Source organism: Streptococcus sp. Marseille-Q3604 (assembly GCF_916619785.1).
In the GTDB taxonomy this organism is placed as follows: domain Bacteria; phylum Bacillota; class Bacilli; order Lactobacillales; family Streptococcaceae; genus Streptococcus.
The window spans coordinates 702,560-717,815 of sequence record NZ_CAKAKM010000002.1 but is presented as its reverse complement, the minus strand read 5'-3'; the positions used below and the strand labels follow the sequence as shown (position 1 = coordinate 717,815).

At 40.2% G+C, this 15,256-nt stretch carries 16 protein-coding genes; 7 read left to right on the top strand and 9 right to left on the bottom strand.

Annotated features, from left to right (window positions below):
• Positions 1–227: 227 nt before the first annotated feature.
• The 4 genes from gltX to rplK all read right to left on the bottom strand — a co-directional run bounded on the left by gltX (position 228) and on the right by rplK (position 5,285).
• Positions 228–1,682 carry a glutamate--tRNA ligase gene (gltX, locus tag LG375_RS08060; RefSeq protein WP_225745595.1) on the bottom strand — a complete coding sequence of 485 codons (1,455 nt, stop codon included), beginning with the start codon at positions 1,680–1,682 and terminating at the stop codon, positions 228–230.
• Between the two features lie 236 nt (positions 1,683–1,918).
• Entirely contained in the window at positions 1,919–3,889 is a 1,971-nt protein-coding gene (locus tag LG375_RS08055; protein WP_073686081.1) for a peptide ABC transporter substrate-binding protein, read from the bottom strand.
• A 181-nt stretch (positions 3,890–4,070) separates the two neighbouring features.
• Complete coding sequence (gene rplA, locus LG375_RS08050; protein WP_037598508.1) at positions 4,071–4,760, bottom strand: 50S ribosomal protein L1; 690 nt, start codon at positions 4,758–4,760, stop codon at positions 4,071–4,073.
• A 99-nt stretch (positions 4,761–4,859) separates the two neighbouring features.
• Complete coding sequence (rplK, locus tag LG375_RS08045; protein ID WP_002885648.1) at positions 4,860–5,285, bottom strand: 50S ribosomal protein L11; 426 nt, start codon at positions 5,283–5,285, stop codon at positions 4,860–4,862.
• 171 nt (positions 5,286–5,456) lie between these two features.
• On the opposite strand from rplK, the gene LG375_RS08040 reads away from it, so the two are divergent.
• Positions 5,457–5,810 carry a DUF3397 domain-containing protein gene (locus tag LG375_RS08040; protein WP_002885872.1) on the top strand — a complete coding sequence of 118 codons (354 nt, stop codon included), beginning with the start codon at positions 5,457–5,459 and terminating at the stop codon, positions 5,808–5,810.
• Between the two features lie 94 nt (positions 5,811–5,904).
• Here the strand turns inward: LG375_RS08040 and LG375_RS08035 are convergent, their stop codons facing one another.
• The 5 genes from LG375_RS08035 to LG375_RS08015 all read right to left on the bottom strand — a co-directional run bounded on the left by LG375_RS08035 (position 5,905) and on the right by LG375_RS08015 (position 9,620).
• Complete coding sequence (locus tag LG375_RS08035; protein WP_073689648.1) at positions 5,905–6,402, bottom strand: beta-class carbonic anhydrase; 498 nt, start codon at positions 6,400–6,402, stop codon at positions 5,905–5,907.
• A gap of 151 nt (positions 6,403–6,553) precedes the next feature.
• Positions 6,554–7,249: a TIGR00266 family protein gene (locus LG375_RS08030; protein WP_037598509.1), complete on the bottom strand. Its 696-nt coding sequence runs from the start codon at positions 7,247–7,249 to the stop codon at positions 6,554–6,556.
• Between the two features lie 88 nt (positions 7,250–7,337).
• The gene (gene radA / locus LG375_RS08025) at positions 7,338–8,699 is read right to left on the bottom strand and encodes a DNA repair protein RadA (protein ID WP_225745700.1); all 1,362 of its coding nucleotides are present in this window, start codon (positions 8,697–8,699) and stop codon (positions 7,338–7,340) included.
• Complete coding sequence (locus LG375_RS08020) at positions 8,696–9,163, bottom strand: isochorismatase family cysteine hydrolase (RefSeq protein ID WP_048790876.1); 468 nt, start codon at positions 9,161–9,163, stop codon at positions 8,696–8,698. Before LG375_RS08020 ends, radA begins: the two co-directional genes overlap by 4 nt.
• A 10-nt stretch (positions 9,164–9,173) precedes the next feature.
• On the bottom strand, positions 9,174–9,620 hold the full coding sequence (locus tag LG375_RS08015; RefSeq protein ID WP_048790867.1) for a dUTP diphosphatase: 447 nt from the start codon (positions 9,618–9,620) through the stop codon (positions 9,174–9,176).
• A gap of 208 nt (positions 9,621–9,828) precedes the next feature.
• Here LG375_RS08015 and LG375_RS08010 point away from each other — a divergent pair, with 208 nt between their 5' ends.
• The 6 genes from LG375_RS08010 (at position 9,829) to galU (ending at position 15,250) form a co-directional block, all read left to right on the top strand.
• Positions 9,829–10,431, top strand: coding sequence for an NADPH-dependent FMN reductase (locus tag LG375_RS08010; RefSeq protein ID WP_014635095.1), 603 nt, complete (start codon positions 9,829–9,831; stop codon positions 10,429–10,431).
• A gap of 18 nt (positions 10,432–10,449) precedes the next feature.
• Positions 10,450–11,700, top strand: coding sequence for an NAD(P)H-dependent oxidoreductase (locus LG375_RS08005; protein WP_060973055.1), 1,251 nt, complete (start codon positions 10,450–10,452; stop codon positions 11,698–11,700).
• Positions 11,701–11,816: 116 nt separating this feature from the next.
• Positions 11,817–12,608 (top strand): formate/nitrite transporter family protein, encoded by a 792-nt coding sequence (locus LG375_RS08000; protein ID WP_225745594.1) that lies wholly within the window; start codon positions 11,817–11,819, stop codon positions 12,606–12,608.
• 8 nt (positions 12,609–12,616) lie between these two features.
• A complete protein-coding gene (locus tag LG375_RS07995) occupies positions 12,617–13,177 on the top strand; it encodes an MptD family putative ECF transporter S component (RefSeq protein ID WP_225745593.1) in 561 nt (186 codons plus the stop codon).
• Between the two features lie 118 nt (positions 13,178–13,295).
• On the top strand, positions 13,296–14,318 hold the full coding sequence (locus LG375_RS07990; protein ID WP_155198449.1) for an NAD(P)H-dependent glycerol-3-phosphate dehydrogenase: 1,023 nt from the start codon (positions 13,296–13,298) through the stop codon (positions 14,316–14,318).
• A 17-nt stretch (positions 14,319–14,335) separates the two neighbouring features.
• On the top strand, positions 14,336–15,250 hold the full coding sequence (gene galU / locus LG375_RS07985; RefSeq protein ID WP_002891986.1) for a UTP--glucose-1-phosphate uridylyltransferase GalU: 915 nt from the start codon (positions 14,336–14,338) through the stop codon (positions 15,248–15,250).
• Positions 15,251–15,256 lie beyond the last annotated feature (6 nt).

Here is a 15,256-nt window from a genome sequence, read left to right as displayed (position 1 = left end):
TACATGCCAATGACGTAGTAGAAATACCAACCAAATCTTCTCATAATGCTCACTCCTCCCTAAATTTTATTACCAATCTATTATAAAACTAATTTAAAGTTTTGAAAATGATGATATGATTACGAAATATCATCATTATATTACAAATGCAGTCTTATCAATAATCATATAATCATTGACACATCACTTATGTGCATTCGAAAACCCAACAATTGTTGGGTTTGTTTTTATAGCGTTGCAAGAACTTGATCAATATGTTTGATTGATTTTTCACGACCGAGCAAGAAAATAGTATCTGGCAATTCTGGACCGTGCATTTCTCCTGAAACAGCAATACGAATTGGCATGAAGAGATTTTTCCCTTTGATTCCTGTTTCTTTTTGAACAGCCTTAATCTGAGGGAAAATGTTTTCAACAACAAACTCATCATCAGACATAGCTTCGAGTTTGGCTTTAAAAGCCTCAAGTACTGTTGGTACTGTTTCACCAGCCATAACTTCTTTTTCAGCCTCTGTCAATTCTGGGAAATCTTCAAAGAAGAGATCTGTAAGAGGGACAATTTCTTCTGCAGCTGTCATTTGTGGTTTGTAGAGTTCCACTAATTTTTCAGCTTTATCTGTTAAACGACCAGCTTCTTCCAAGAAAGGTTTGCAAAGAGCAAAGACTTTATCGAAATCTGCATTCTTAATGTAGTCGTTACTCATCCAATCCAATTTCTTCTGATCAAAGGCCGCCGGTGACTTGCTTAGACGGTTTTCATCAAAAAGTTTAATGAGTTCCTCACGAGAAAAGATTTCGTCTTCACCGCCAGGATTCCAACCAAGAAGAGCAATGAAGTTAAAGACTGCTTCTGGAAGGTAACCTTTTTTACGATAGTCTTCGATAAACTGAAGGGTGTTAGTATCACGTTTAGACAACTTCTTACCAGTTTCAGAATTGATGATAAGGGTCATGTGTCCAAACTCAGGTGCTTCCCAGCCAAGAGCTTCATAAACCATGAGTTGTTTTGGTGTATTGGCAATATGGTCATCTCCACGGATAACGTGTGAGATTTGCATATCGTGGTCATCAATAACTACCGCAAAGTTGTAAGTTGGGTAACCATCTTTCTTCTGGATAACCCAATCGCCACCGATATTACCACCTTCAAATTCGATATCTCCCTTAACGATATCATGCCATTTATAAATTCCTGACTCATTAACCGCCAAACGAACTGTAGGAACAATACCTGCCGCTTCACGTTCTGCGATGTAGGCAGCTTTTTCTTCTTCAGTCATACCGAGGAACTCGTTAATATAACGAGGTGTTTCACCTGCTGCTTCTTGACGTTCGCGCTCTGCAGCCAACTCTTCTTCAGTTACATATGACTTATAGGCTTTACCTTCTGCCAAAAGTTGATCAATATATTTTTGGTAAAGTGGCAAACGCTCTGATTGACGATAATTTTCGTGTGTTTCAGGACTTTCATCCCAGTCAATCCCCAACCAACGCAAGTTATCAAGCTGTGAACGCTCACCATCTTCAACGTGACGTTTACGGTCAGTATCTTCAATACGGATAATGAAAGTACCGCCATGATGACGTGCATAGAGGTAATTAAACAATGCTGTACGGGCATTACCAATGTGTAGTAGCCCTGTTGGACTTGGTGCGTAACGAACGCGGATATCTTTAGCCAAGATAAATCTCCTTTTTATGTTTCATTCTTCAGTCTTTGGATACCTATTGAACCTAAAGTCCCTCCCTTAGGACTAACCTTAAGATGATAAGTACCCGTAGGTAACTCTAGCCCCCAAACTTTCCAAATAAAAATCTAGAAGCGAGTACCAATCTTTCTTATTATATCACAATCTAGGGGTGGTTCGAGAAATTTTGTTAAAAAAACGACTACCTAAAGGTAGACGTTTTCGATAGATTACTTAACGTGTTTAGCAAGATCTTTTTGAGCTTTGTCATTAGATTTCGCTCTTTCTTTAAGCCAATCTTTATAAGCTGAGTCGTATTGTTTCTTAGTTACAATATCATCTTGAGATTTAAGATACTTGAAGTAGTATGTAGAACCTTTATCACCAGCTTGAGCATATGCTCCTGAGAATGGCTTAATACGAGAAATTACAGCGGCTGCACCATTATAAGTAGTCGTTGGGATATAAAGTGCACTATCCGTCAACCATGCCTGAGCTTTTGCATATTTTTCATAACGAGCCGTCAAGTCTGTTGTTTCCTTAGAAGCATCATCAACCAATTGGTCATATTCTTTAAGACCTACTTTTTGAACCGCTTGACTATTTGGATCGTCATAACCCATGAAAGATTTAGTATTTTCACTATTTGTAGTCTTCAAGACATCAAGATAAGTTGATGGATCAAGGTAATCAGGCTCCCAAGCCACACCTACTGACAAGTCCCAATCCTCTGCAGCTGCATTTGAAGCAGAGTAGGTAATATTATAGAAATCATCAGTTGACAATTGGTGAAGATCAAGTACAACATTATCTTTTCCAAGAGCTGATTCAATAGATTGTTTAAGTGACTGCACTTGGTTCACAAAGATTTTATTTGACTGATTGACAGGAACATCCAAATGGATTGGGAACTGAACCCCTTCTGCTTGAAGAGCTTCTTTAGCTTTAGCAAATTCAGCCTTAGCCTTTTCTGGATTATAAAGACCATCTTGACTATCTGCAAGATTCACACCAGACCACTCATCACCATAGCTTGGTAATTGATCCATTACCATAGTTCCGAAATCTTTACCATTTGCCTGAACAAAGTCTGGTTTAACATAGATATTACGAACGGCAGTACTACCACCCTCTTTACCGTTAAGTTGTGCGGCATAATTCGTACGGTCAATAGCAAATCCTAATGCCTGACGGAAATCTTTGTTAAGAAGAGCTGTCTTAGTTGATGTCTTTTGTTGGTCATTTTCTTTAGAGGTATGACCATAAGTTTGACGATCGATATTAATACCAACACCTTCTACAGCTGCTCCAGGTTGTGTATAGAAAATATTGTCTTTGTACTGTTTTTCAACTTTAGAATAGTTTGAACTAGTTGGGTATAGACGAGCTAAGTTATAGACTCCATCTGTGAAGTTACGTTCCAAGGATTCTTGGTCTGTACCATCATCGTAAGTCAATTTAACTGTATCAAAGTAGACATTATCCTTATCCCAATAATTTTCATTCTTGGTAAACTCGATAGAAGACTTCGTTGTCAAAGATTTAAGAAGGTATGGACCGTTATAGAGAATAGAAGTCGGATCTGTTGACTTACCAAAGTCTTTACCTTTAGATTTCAAGAATTCTCCATTAACAGGCCAAGTAACAGAGTAGGTCAATTTTGAATTCCAGTAAGGTTCTGGTTGACTAAGCGTATATTGCAAAGTGTAATCATCAACTGCTTTGATACCTACATTTGAGAAGTCCTTGTTGGCACCTGAAAGGTAATCATTCAAGCCCTTAACTGAGTTTTGTAGCAAATAAATCGCTTCAGAATTAGTATCCGCAGCATGCTTAAGACCTGTTACAAAGTCTTTAGCTGTTACATTGGCATATTCTTCGCCGTCTGAAGTGTACCATTTGATACCCTTACGAATCTTGTAAGTATAGGTCAAACCATCTTGAGAAACAGACCAGTTTTCAGCGACAGAAGGTTTTAGATTCCCGTATTGGTCATTTTCAAACAAACCATCAACACCGTTACTAACGGCTGTCGTCATATTTTTCTTATTTGTAGAAACATAGTCTAGGGTTGCAGGATCGCCACCGTAAACATAATTATAAGTCTTACCAGACGTCTTACTTGATGACGAGCAAGCCGTTAAAACACCTACAGATAACAGGCCTACGGCTGCCAGTAAAAATACCTTACTCTTTTTCATTCATTGCCTCCTTAAATTCGCAACATAAAAAGTTCAAAAATCAATAATTATGTGTATATGCTTAAATTATACCATAAATTCGAAAAAGCAACACTACTTTCTGAATATTTTTTATTTTCTACTCAAATTTCGTGTTTAGAGTAAGAAAAAAGCCTATCCGAAGATAGGCCCTTTACTACTCTTACAATGAGTTAGGATCAACTTTGATACCAGCACCTTGTGTAGTAGTGATTGAAAGGTTTGTGATGTAAGCACCTTTCGCTGTAGCTGGTTTAGCTTTTTGAATTGCATCGTTAAATGCTTTGAAGTTTTCAACCAATTTTTCAGTTTCGAATGAAACTTTACCGATGATAGCTTGTACGTTACCTGCTTTATCAGCACGGTAAGTGATTTTACCACCTTTAGACTCTTCAACTGCTTTAGCAACGTCCATAGTTACTGTACCAGTTTTAGGGTTTGGCATCAAGTTACGTGGTCCAAGGACACGTCCAAGACGACCAACGATTGCCATCATGTCTGGTGTTGCAACAACAACGTCAAAGTCAAGCCATCCACCGTTGATTTTAGCAACGAGTTCGTCTTCACCAACGAAGTCAGCACCTGCTGCTTTAGCTTCTTCAGCTTTAGCACCACGAGCAAATACAAGAACGCGTTGAGTTTTACCAGTACCGTTTGGCAATACCATTGCTCCACGGATTTGTTGGTCAGCTTTCTTAACGTCGATGTTAAGGTTGTATGATACTTCAACAGTAGCATCGAATTTTGCGAAGTTAGTTTCTTGTGCAAGAGCTACAGCTTCTTCTACGCTGTAAGCTTTTGTGCTGTCGATTTTCTCAAGAGCAGCACGCATTTGTTTGCTTTTTTTAGCCATGTTAATTATTTCTCCTTGTGTAATGTGGTCATAACGACTTTCATCTTCCACGTCACTCAGCGAAGTGAGACGACGTCTGTGGTTTTCTTGTTAACTGAATTAGTCAGTAACAGTGAATCCCATTGAACGTGCAGTACCTTCGATCATACGCATAGCTGATTCGATGTTTGCAGCGTTCAAGTCAGGCATTTTAGTTTCAGCAATTTCTTGTACTTGTGCACGAGTTACTGAAGCAACTTTAACTGAGTTTGGAGTACCTGAACCTTTTTCAACACCTGCAGCTTTTTTCAAAAGAACAGCAGCTGGTGGTGTTTTAGTGATGAAATCAAATGATTTATCTTCATACACAGAGATAACAACTGGGATGATCATACCAGCTTGGTCAGCTGTACGAGCGTTAAACTCTTTAGTGAATCCCATGATGTTGATTCCGGCTTGACCAAGAGCTGGTCCAACTGGTGGAGCTGGAGTCGCTTTACCAGCAGGAATCTGAAGTTTTACGATGTTTTCGACTTTTTTAGCCATTTTGTAATTTCCTCCTATTGTGGTTTTGGCGGTAAGTAAGTTTTGTTACCTCCCACAAGTATGTTTTTACATACCTTATCTATTATACAGAAATTCTTTTTAGATGCAAGAATTTCTTATTAAGTTTAGGAAAAAATTTACATAAAGGGCTTTTCGAGGTAAAATAGACTTATGATTCTATATAAATTCTTTGCTATAGCATTTTTGATTCTAACACCTATCTTTGCTTTTATTATCCACCGCTTCTTCAGTTTAAAATACCTAGGGCTTAATTTTGCTGACCTTACCTTCCCTCTTTATTTTATTGAGGTAGTTGCTGTGTCAGCCCGTTTCTTTACCCATAGCTTTTTGCCTTACATCACCATTTTATTATCCTTGGCGGCTATCATTATCACGATTCAAATGCTGAGAAAAACACAATCCTTTAAATTTAAACGTTTTCTTAAGTTGTTCTGGCGTATCAGCTTTTTTATCACCAGTCTTTTCTATTTGGGGACCGTGATTCTTATTTTTATTGTTTCTTAAAAACTAGATTAACTCAGCAGATTTATTGTGTGCTGAGTTTTTTATGTCAAAACATGAAAAAAGCAGGCAACCATGCCTGCTTAACTTTTCGGTATTAGGGTTGAACTTGAGTCATTCGGCCAGTATCTACATCATAAACCGCACCGGAGATGATAACATCCTCAGGGATAAGCGGTGACTGACGAAGAATGGCCATATCTTCACGAACACTCTCTTCTACATCTGTGAATGGAAGAAAATCTTGATCAGAAACATCAACACCAAGTTCTTTATTGAGATAGGCGGTAAACTCATCATTCTTAAAGGTCTGAGCACCACAATCTGTATGGTGAAGAACTACGATTTCTCGTGTCCCCATCTGTTGTTGAGAAATGACCAAAGAACGAATCATATCTTTCGTCACACGACCACCCGCATTACGCAAAATATGAGCGTCACCTAGTGCCAACCCCAAGGCCTGAGCAACGTGAAGGCGTGAATCCATACAAGTCACAATAGCCACCTTAGTCTTTGGTTTCAAGGGAAGAGGGGCTGTCCCGTGGAGGTCAACATAGGCTTTGTTGGCATTGAGAAAGTTTTCAAAATAAGACATAATAACTCACTTTCTAATGAAGAAAATAATTTGACTATCAAATTATTTACACACTATCTTATCATCTTTTTATTAACTTGTCAGCTATTGAGTTCGCAACATAAAAAAGGAGAATAAATGCTAACAAGCATCCATCCTCCTTCAATTTATATTATGAACGTTTTGGCAAGTATCTATTAAGCAAGCCTGCAAAGGTTTGAAGATTGAGACTTTGAACATAAATTTCACCTGTTCCTCTAAAGGTATTAACAACACCCTCTCCTGTCCCAATAGACTGCCAGAAACCATTTTCCAGGTGAATATTATAATCAAGTGTCTGACTCCAGGCAACGACATGAGCATTATCAATAGTCACTTCTTGATTGTTTAGCTCAATTTTTTTAATAGAGCCGTAAGCATTTGCCAAGAGAGTTCCTTGGCCTTGGGTAGTCATTACAAAGAAACCACCCTGACCACCAAAAAGAGCCTTACCAACAGACTGGAGCTCCATTGTATAGTAGGCTGTACCATCAAGTGCTAGAAAGGCACCGTCGTTTAGTCGGTACTGTTTTTCACCTAAATAAAGTGGAATCACTTGACCTGGAGAATCAGGGGCCAAGGCTATATAGCCGTTATTGGACTGCGAGACAACCTGAGTAATAAAGCTACTTTCACCCGAAACCATTGAACGCCCAACTGCTTTTACAAAGCGACCTAAACCTGATCCACTGGCATTTAATTTGGTACTCAGTGTCACATTCGGTGTGTGATATACCATACTGCCACGCTGGATAAAGACTGTTTCACCTTGATTAAGAGATAACTCTACTAAAGGGAACTGCATGTTGCTGTCTGTGAAAAATTGCATAATAAATACCTCCCTATCCTTATGAAAAGTATAGCATCGAATAGGTATTTTTGCAAGCGCTTCCAAGCACTTGTTTTGAGGTCTCTTTTTAAGAAAAGACTTTTTTGAGTACTTCTCCTACCGTCGTGACCCCAATGACCTGGATACCTTCTGGAATCTTCATGCCATGAAGCGAATTTTTAGGAGCATAAATCTTAGTAAAACCTAATTTAGCAGCTTCATTAATACGCTGTTCAATGCGAGTTACTCGGCGAATCTCTCCAGTCAACCCAATTTCTCCTATAAAAGCTTCTTGTGGATTGGTTGGAAGCTCCTTGTAACTAGAAGCAATCGCAACGGCTACAGCAAGGTCAATAGCCGGCTCGTCCAATTTGACACCACCAGCTGATTTTAAATAAGCATCTTGATTTTGGAGAAGAAGGCCACAACGTCTCTCTAAAACAGCCATAATGAGGCTGACGCGGTTAAAATCCAGTCCCGTTGTTGTCCGCTTAGCATTACCAAAGACGGTTGGGGTCACCAAGGCTTGAACTTCAGCTAAGATAGGTCTGCTACCTTCCATTGTCACAACAATGGCAGAACCTGTGGCTCCGTCTAGACGTTCCTCTAAGAAAACCTGGCTAGGATTTAGCACTTCTACCAAACCACCAGACTGCATCTCAAAAATCCCAATCTCATTGGTTGAACCAAAACGGTTTTTGACTGCTCGTAAAATACGGAAGGTGTGATGACGTTCCCCCTCAAAATAGAGAACCGTGTCCACCATGTGTTCCAACATACGTGGTCCAGCCAGCTGTCCCTCCTTGGTCACATGCCCAACAATAAATGTGGCGATGTTATTGGTTTTGGCAATCTGCATAAGTTCAGCAGTGACTTCACGAACCTGAGATACAGAACCTTGAACGCCAGAAATCTCTGGACTCATGATGGTCTGAATAGAGTCGATAATGAGAAAATCGGGTTTTATCGCCTCTACTTGGCTGCGAACGGCTTGCATATTAGTCTCAGCATAAAGATAAAATTCGTTATCAATATCACCTAAACGTTCGCTCCGCAATTTGATTTGCTCGGCAGATTCTTCCCCAGATACATAGAGGACAGTTCCCTTGTTAGCTAACTGTGTTGACACCTGTAAGAGGAGAGTCGATTTCCCTATACCTGGATCTCCTCCAATAAGAACCAGGCTACCCGGAACCACACCGCCACCTAGAACACGGTTAAACTCGTCCATGTCAGTCTTTATGCGGGCATAATTAATTGAAGAGACTTCTTTTAATTTAGTAGGTTTGGACTTTTCACCCGTCAAACTGACACGAGCATTTTTCACCTCCTGCACCTCAACTTCTTCCTCAAAAGAGGACCAAGAAGAACAGTTGGGGCAACGCCCTAGATATTTGGGTGAATTGTAGCCACATTCTCGACAAACAAAAGTTGATTTTTTCTTAGCTATGATAATTCTCCTTCTACGCTTACTCTAGCAGAGTGCCACTTATGCAATGTTTTTTGAAATTTCTTCTGGTTGGCAACTCCGACAGCGGACAAATCTACGGAAACCTGATAGTTCTCCTTGATAGCCGCCAAAACGGAAGCCTTAACACAGCCATTGCCATCTACCCCTATAAACTCTATGCTTTTAGTACCATTCCCCTCTAAAAAATCTTTTAAATCTGGATTAGTAAAGCAAGAAGCCCGACGCTTCTCAAAGATACGAGAAGATACAAGCAGCAAGCCGGTCGCAAATTTCTTCTTTCTATCTTTTCTCTCCCAGAAAAAACGATTGAGAATATAGATAACTCGGTCGCTGGGATAGCTAGCAATTTTGTCATTTACAGCTGCAATCAGTTCTTCATGATATGCTTTTCCTACAGTAACATAATCTGACTGCATATCGATTACTAACAAATAATCTGCCACTTTGCTCCCTCTACTGTCCAGTCGATCCGAAACCACCTGTACGAATACCATCAGCTTCGTCTCCATCTACAATCAAGAAGGGCATAAAGACACCTTGAACGATGCGTTCGCCAACTTCAAGAGTCACGGGCTGATTAGTAATATTTTTCATCTGGGCGAAGATGTGACCTTCATTTCCTGGATTTCCATAGTAATCGCCGTCAATAACGCCAACTGAGTTGATCAAAACCAGGCCTTTTTTGCGAGGGTTTGACGAACGGTCATAGAGATAGAGGACCTCACCAGGTTGCATGTAAGCCTTAACACCTGTTGGGACGAGAACAATTTCCCCAGGAGCAATGACAGTGTTCTCTGCCACCTTTAAGTCATAACCTGCAGCATGAGCTGTCTCACGTTTTGGAAGCAATTCCTGATTGTTATACGTTGATACGAGTTCAAATCCACGAATTTTTGTCATTATTTTTTCCTTTCGATACATCTATTGACTAGTATTTGTATAAACTAGCCATGCTAGCTTCAGACTTTTAAATCTATCCTATTATAATCTATTCGAAATAAGATGACAAAGGTAATAGTCTAATCACTTTCTCATTAAACGAAGATTGACTTTTAACTAGGAAAACGCTAACATAGTACTAGATATAATACTTTTAAGGAGAATTGTCATGAAATTCATCGGACTTGTTGGTACGAATTCAAAACGTTCAACTAATAGACAATTATTGCAATATATTCAGAAACATTTTGCAGATAAGGCAGACATCGAACTTGTTGAAATCAAAGACCTTCCTATCTTTAACAAACCCGCTAACAAGCAATTGCCAGAAAGTGTCCTTGAAATCGTTAAAAAAATCGATGAGGCTGATGGGGTTATTATTGGAACACCTGAGTATGACCACTCAATTCCAGCTGTTCTCATGAATGCTTTAGCTTGGGTCTCATACGGTGTTTTCCCTCTTTTGAATAAGCCTGTTATGATTACAGGAGCATCTTATGGAACTCTAGGAGCTTCTCGTGCACAGCTACAACTTCGTCAAATTTTGAATGCTCCAGAAATCAAAGCTAACGTGCTTCCAGACGAATTCTTGCTTTCACATTCCCTTCAAGCTTTTGATAGCAACGGCGATTTAGTTGACCTTGATGTCATCAAAAAATTAGATGCTATTTTCGATGACTTCCGTCTCTACGTCAAAATTACTGGTAAGCTCTCACATGCTACAGAGTTATTACATAAAGAAGCTGAAGACTTCGACTGGGAAAGCCTATAAGACAGGAGAATATAAACTATGAAATTTGTTGGACTCGTTGGAGCAAATTATGACCAATCATATAACCGTAAACTGCTCGAATTTATCAGAAGACATTTTAAAATTAAATTTGAACTTGAAGTTTTAGAAATTGATGAAGTCCCTATGTTTAACCAAGATGAAAAATGGGATGAAAGTTTTCAACTTCGCTTACTTAATAACAAAATTACACGCGCTGACGGTGTCATCATTGCAACACCTGAGCACAATCACACTATCTCTGCAGCACTTAAATCAGTATTAGAGTGGCTATCATTCGAAGTGCACCCTTTTGAAAACAAGCCTGTAATGATTGTTGGTGCTTCTTACTACGACCAAGGAACTTCACGTGCCCAGGTGCATTTGCGTAAAATCCTTGAAGCACCTGGTGTCAATGCCTATACACTTCCAGGTAATGAATTCTTGCTTGGAAAGGCTAAAGAAGCCTTTGACCTTGAGGGAAACATTACCAACGAAGGTACTGTTAACTTCCTTGAACAGTGCTTAGATAATTTCATCCAATATGTAGGAGTGGTTTCTAAATTGAAAAAACCAAAACCAATTGAACCTGAAGACTTGGATTGTAACAACCCAATCGCTACAACTGTTACCGAAGTTGATCCTGACGATCCAGAGTGGGTAGAAAAAGTAGCTGAAATCACTGGTGCGGTATCTGGTGATACCTACGTAAAATTGGACCACGGTATTTTGACGGTTAATCAAATTGACATGTTCCTCAAGGCTATGCCATTTGAATTGACCTATGCTGATGATAACAACCAGTTCCTCTACTACAACAACGCCCATCAAGATCCTGACACTATGTTTGCCAAACGTGTGCCACCTCAATCTGGTAGCCGTATGTCAACTGTTCACGGCTCACTTCCACCAGCTCGTATGAAAAATGTGGAATGGGTTATCGGTACACTTCGTAATGGTAACCAAGAATATGTTCGTACGATTGTTCCAGGGTCACCTGAAGGAGTTATTAATACGCATAACTATCAGGCTATGTACTATGATGATGGTTCTTATGCAGGAATCAATGAAATCGTCTTTAACTTTAAACCATGGCTTGACTGGTATCTCGAAACAACTGGTCAACGCCTTGTCGGAGGAAGCGGTCCTTTTGCACCAGCTGCAGCTAGTCATGGCGGTAGCGACGCCACATCTGGTGCATCAGATGCGGGTGGTCATGGTGGCGACGCAGCCCCAGCCGCAGATGCTACATCTGGAGCATCCTCATATTAAGACTTGGAAAAGTTGGGACAACTGTCCTGACTTTTTTTCATGGTCATCCTAGATTAAGTTTCACTCGAGCTTGCGCATTTGCCATGCTCCATGCCACATATTTTAGAGGTAAACCTATGTCTCAATTTAAAGAAAAAGTATTCGCTGCTTGTGCTAAAAAAGAAGCTCTCTTTGACGAAAGTCTGGGTCGCTATGCCTTGCGTTCTATGCTTGCAGGAGCTTATCTTACCATGTCAACTGCTGTAGGAATTATTGGTACGGATGTTATCGCTACAGGTATTCCGGCCCTTTCTCGTTTTGTTTTTGCCTTTATCTTTGCCATCGGACTGGTCTTCGTTCTCATATTCAATGGAGAGTTGGCTACTTCAAACATGATGTTCCTGACCAGTGGTGCCTATTATGGTAAAATCAAATGGAGCAAGGTGTGTACCATCCTCCTCTACTGTACCTTCTTTAATTTTGTCGGTGCCCTTATCTTGGCCTGGTTCTTCAACCAATCCTTCTCTTTCCAACATTTGACTGACAAGAGCTTCTTAGTTACTGCTGTCTCAACCAAGCTTGGAAAAACAGATTGGATGAACTTTACAGAAGGTATTACAGCGAATATGTTCGTTAATATTGCCATCTTGGGCTACATGCTCCTCAAAGAAGAATCTGCTAAGATTTTCATTGCGCTATCAGCTATCTTCATGTTTGTATTTTTAATTAATGAACACTTGATTGCTAACTTTGCCTCTTTCATGTTGCTCGGTTTCAACGGTGTGCGTGACTCTGTGGATAATTTCACTTTGGCAAATATTCTACGTCAGTGGATAGTCGTTTTCTTCGGTAACTGGATTGGCGGAGGTATTTTCATTGGTTTGGCATACTCTTGGCTCAATAAAACTAAAACACCTCACATTGATTAGGAGACCTCATGCGTCAAAAGACATTCATCAAACAAACCAGTCTAGCTATTCTACTCTATTTTATTTGCCTAGCCCTTGCAGTTGCCATTGATTTAATCTTTTTCAAAGTCAAAAATATGTATCATACGCCTGCTTTAGCTGCTATCTTTGCAGGTTGGGTCTATTTGGGGCTTATCAGAAAAACTAAACAATTTGGAGCTATTACCTGTCTGGGTATCTTTATGTCCCTCTTCTTCTTTGCCTCTGGGCACTTTGTTCTAGCCTTTCTTCCTAGCTTTTTAGCTGGCCTTGTCGCTGATTTTCTAGCTAAGAAAGGGAACTATGAGAATAATAAACTTAATCTACTCTCCTATATGATCTTTTCTCTAGGAAACTTAGCACCTATTATCACCATGTGGCTTGCACCCAAAGCTTATATCGCACAACTCCTGGCCAAAGGGAAAACTCAAGATTATGTCAATCAAGTTATGGTTCCCTTTACAGCCAGTCATATCTTAATCCTGATTGGAGGAACGCTCATGGCTGCCCTCATTGGAGGCTACATTGCCCAAAATTGGCTGAAAAAATAAATAGCCATCAGCCTTCCTAACAGAGAGTACAAGACAAACATGCTTTTCTTATGTTATAATGAGAAAGAATACAGTCTTTTTCTACTTTGTTAGAAAGGACCTAAAGGGAGACCTAATGATGAAAAAACAAAAAATCGCTGTCTTGGGCCCTGGTTCATGGGGAACTGCCCTTGCTCAGGTACTCAACGACAACGGACACGAGGTCCGTATTTGGGGAAACATCCCTGAACAAATTGATGAAATTAACGAGAAACACACCAACACCCGCTACTTCAAGGATGTGGTTTTGGATGAAAACATTAAAGCCTACAAGGAACTGTCTGAAGCCCTAGATAGTGTCGACGCTGTTCTCTTTGTTGTTCCAACCAAGGTTACTCGCTTAGTTGCTAAACAAGTTGCCGAACTTTTGGACCACAAAGTCGTTGTCATGCATGCTTCAAAAGGATTGGAACCCGGAACACACGAACGTCTTTCAACAATCCTTGAAGAAGAGATTCCTGAGAAACTTCGCAGTGACATTGTTGTCGTATCTGGTCCAAGCCACGCTGAAGAAACTATCGTTCGCGATATCACTTTGATTACAGCAGCATCTAAGGATCTTGAAGTGGCACGCTATGTCCAAGGCATTTTCAGTAATAACTACTTCCGCCTCTACACCAATTCAGATGTGATTGGTGTTGAAACAGCTGGTGCTCTTAAAAACATTATCGCGGTAGGTGCAGGTGCCCTCCACGGTATGGGATATGGGGACAATGCTAAGGCAGCCGTTATTACTCGTGGACTTGCAGAAATCACTCGTCTTGGTGTGAAACTCGGTGCCGATCCTTTGACTTACAGCGGTCTATCTGGGGTTGGTGACCTTATTGTTACAGGAACTTCTATCCATTCACGTAACTGGCGTGCTGGGGATGCGCTCGGTCGTGGAGAAAAACTAGAAGACATTGAACGTAACATGGGGATGGTTATCGAAGGTATTTCAACCACAAAGGTTGCCTACGAAATCGCCCAAGAACTCGGTGTCTACATGCCAATTACAACAGCAATCTACAAATCTATCTATGAGGGTGCTGATATCAAGGAATCTATTCTCAATATGATGTCCAATGAATTGCGCTCTGAAAATGAATGGGATAAAAAATAAAAATCTAAGGAGTTCTCATGAAGAATCAAAAAGTTAGAAAAGCTATCATCCCCGCTGCAGGACTCGGAACACGCTTTTTACCAGCTACTAAGGCCTTGGCCAAAGAAATGTTGCCAATCGTTGACAAGCCAACCATCCAATTTATCGTTGAAGAAGCCCTCAAATCAGGTATTGAAGATATCTTGGTGGTTACTGGTAAGTCAAAACGTTCTATCGAAGACCACTTTGATTCAAACTTCGAGTTAGAATACAACTTGGAACAAAAAGGTAAGACAGACTTGTTGAAATTGGTTAATGACACCACTGCTATCAACCTCCACTTTATCCGTCAAAGCCATCCGCGTGGTCTTGGAGATGCAGTTCTTCAAGCCAAAGCATTTGTCGGAAATGAGCCATTCGTTGTCATGCTTGGTGACGACCTCATGGATATCACAAATGACAAAGCTGTACCATTAACTAAGCAACTCATTAACGATTATGAGGAAACACACGCATCAACCATTGCAGTTATGCCTGTACCTCACGAAGAAGTTTCTTCATATGGTGTCATCGCCCCTCAAGGCAAAGGCGAAAATGGACGTTATAGCGTTGAAACTTTCGTTGAAAAACCAAATCCAGAAGATGCACCAAGTGATCTTGCTATCATCGGACGTTACCTTCTAACACCTGAAATTTTCGGTATTTTGGAAACTCAAAAACCAGGTGCTGGAAACGAAGTCCAACTGACTGATGCCATCGATACACTTAACAAGACACAACGCGTCTTTGCTCGCGAATTTACTGGAAACCGTTATGATGTCGGTGACAAATTCGGATTCATGAAAACGTCTATCGATTACGCACTTAAACATCCTCAAGTTAAAGATGACCTCAAGCAATACCTCATTGACTTGGGCCACAAACTTGAAGGCAAACCAGCTAAAAAAGACTAATATAAA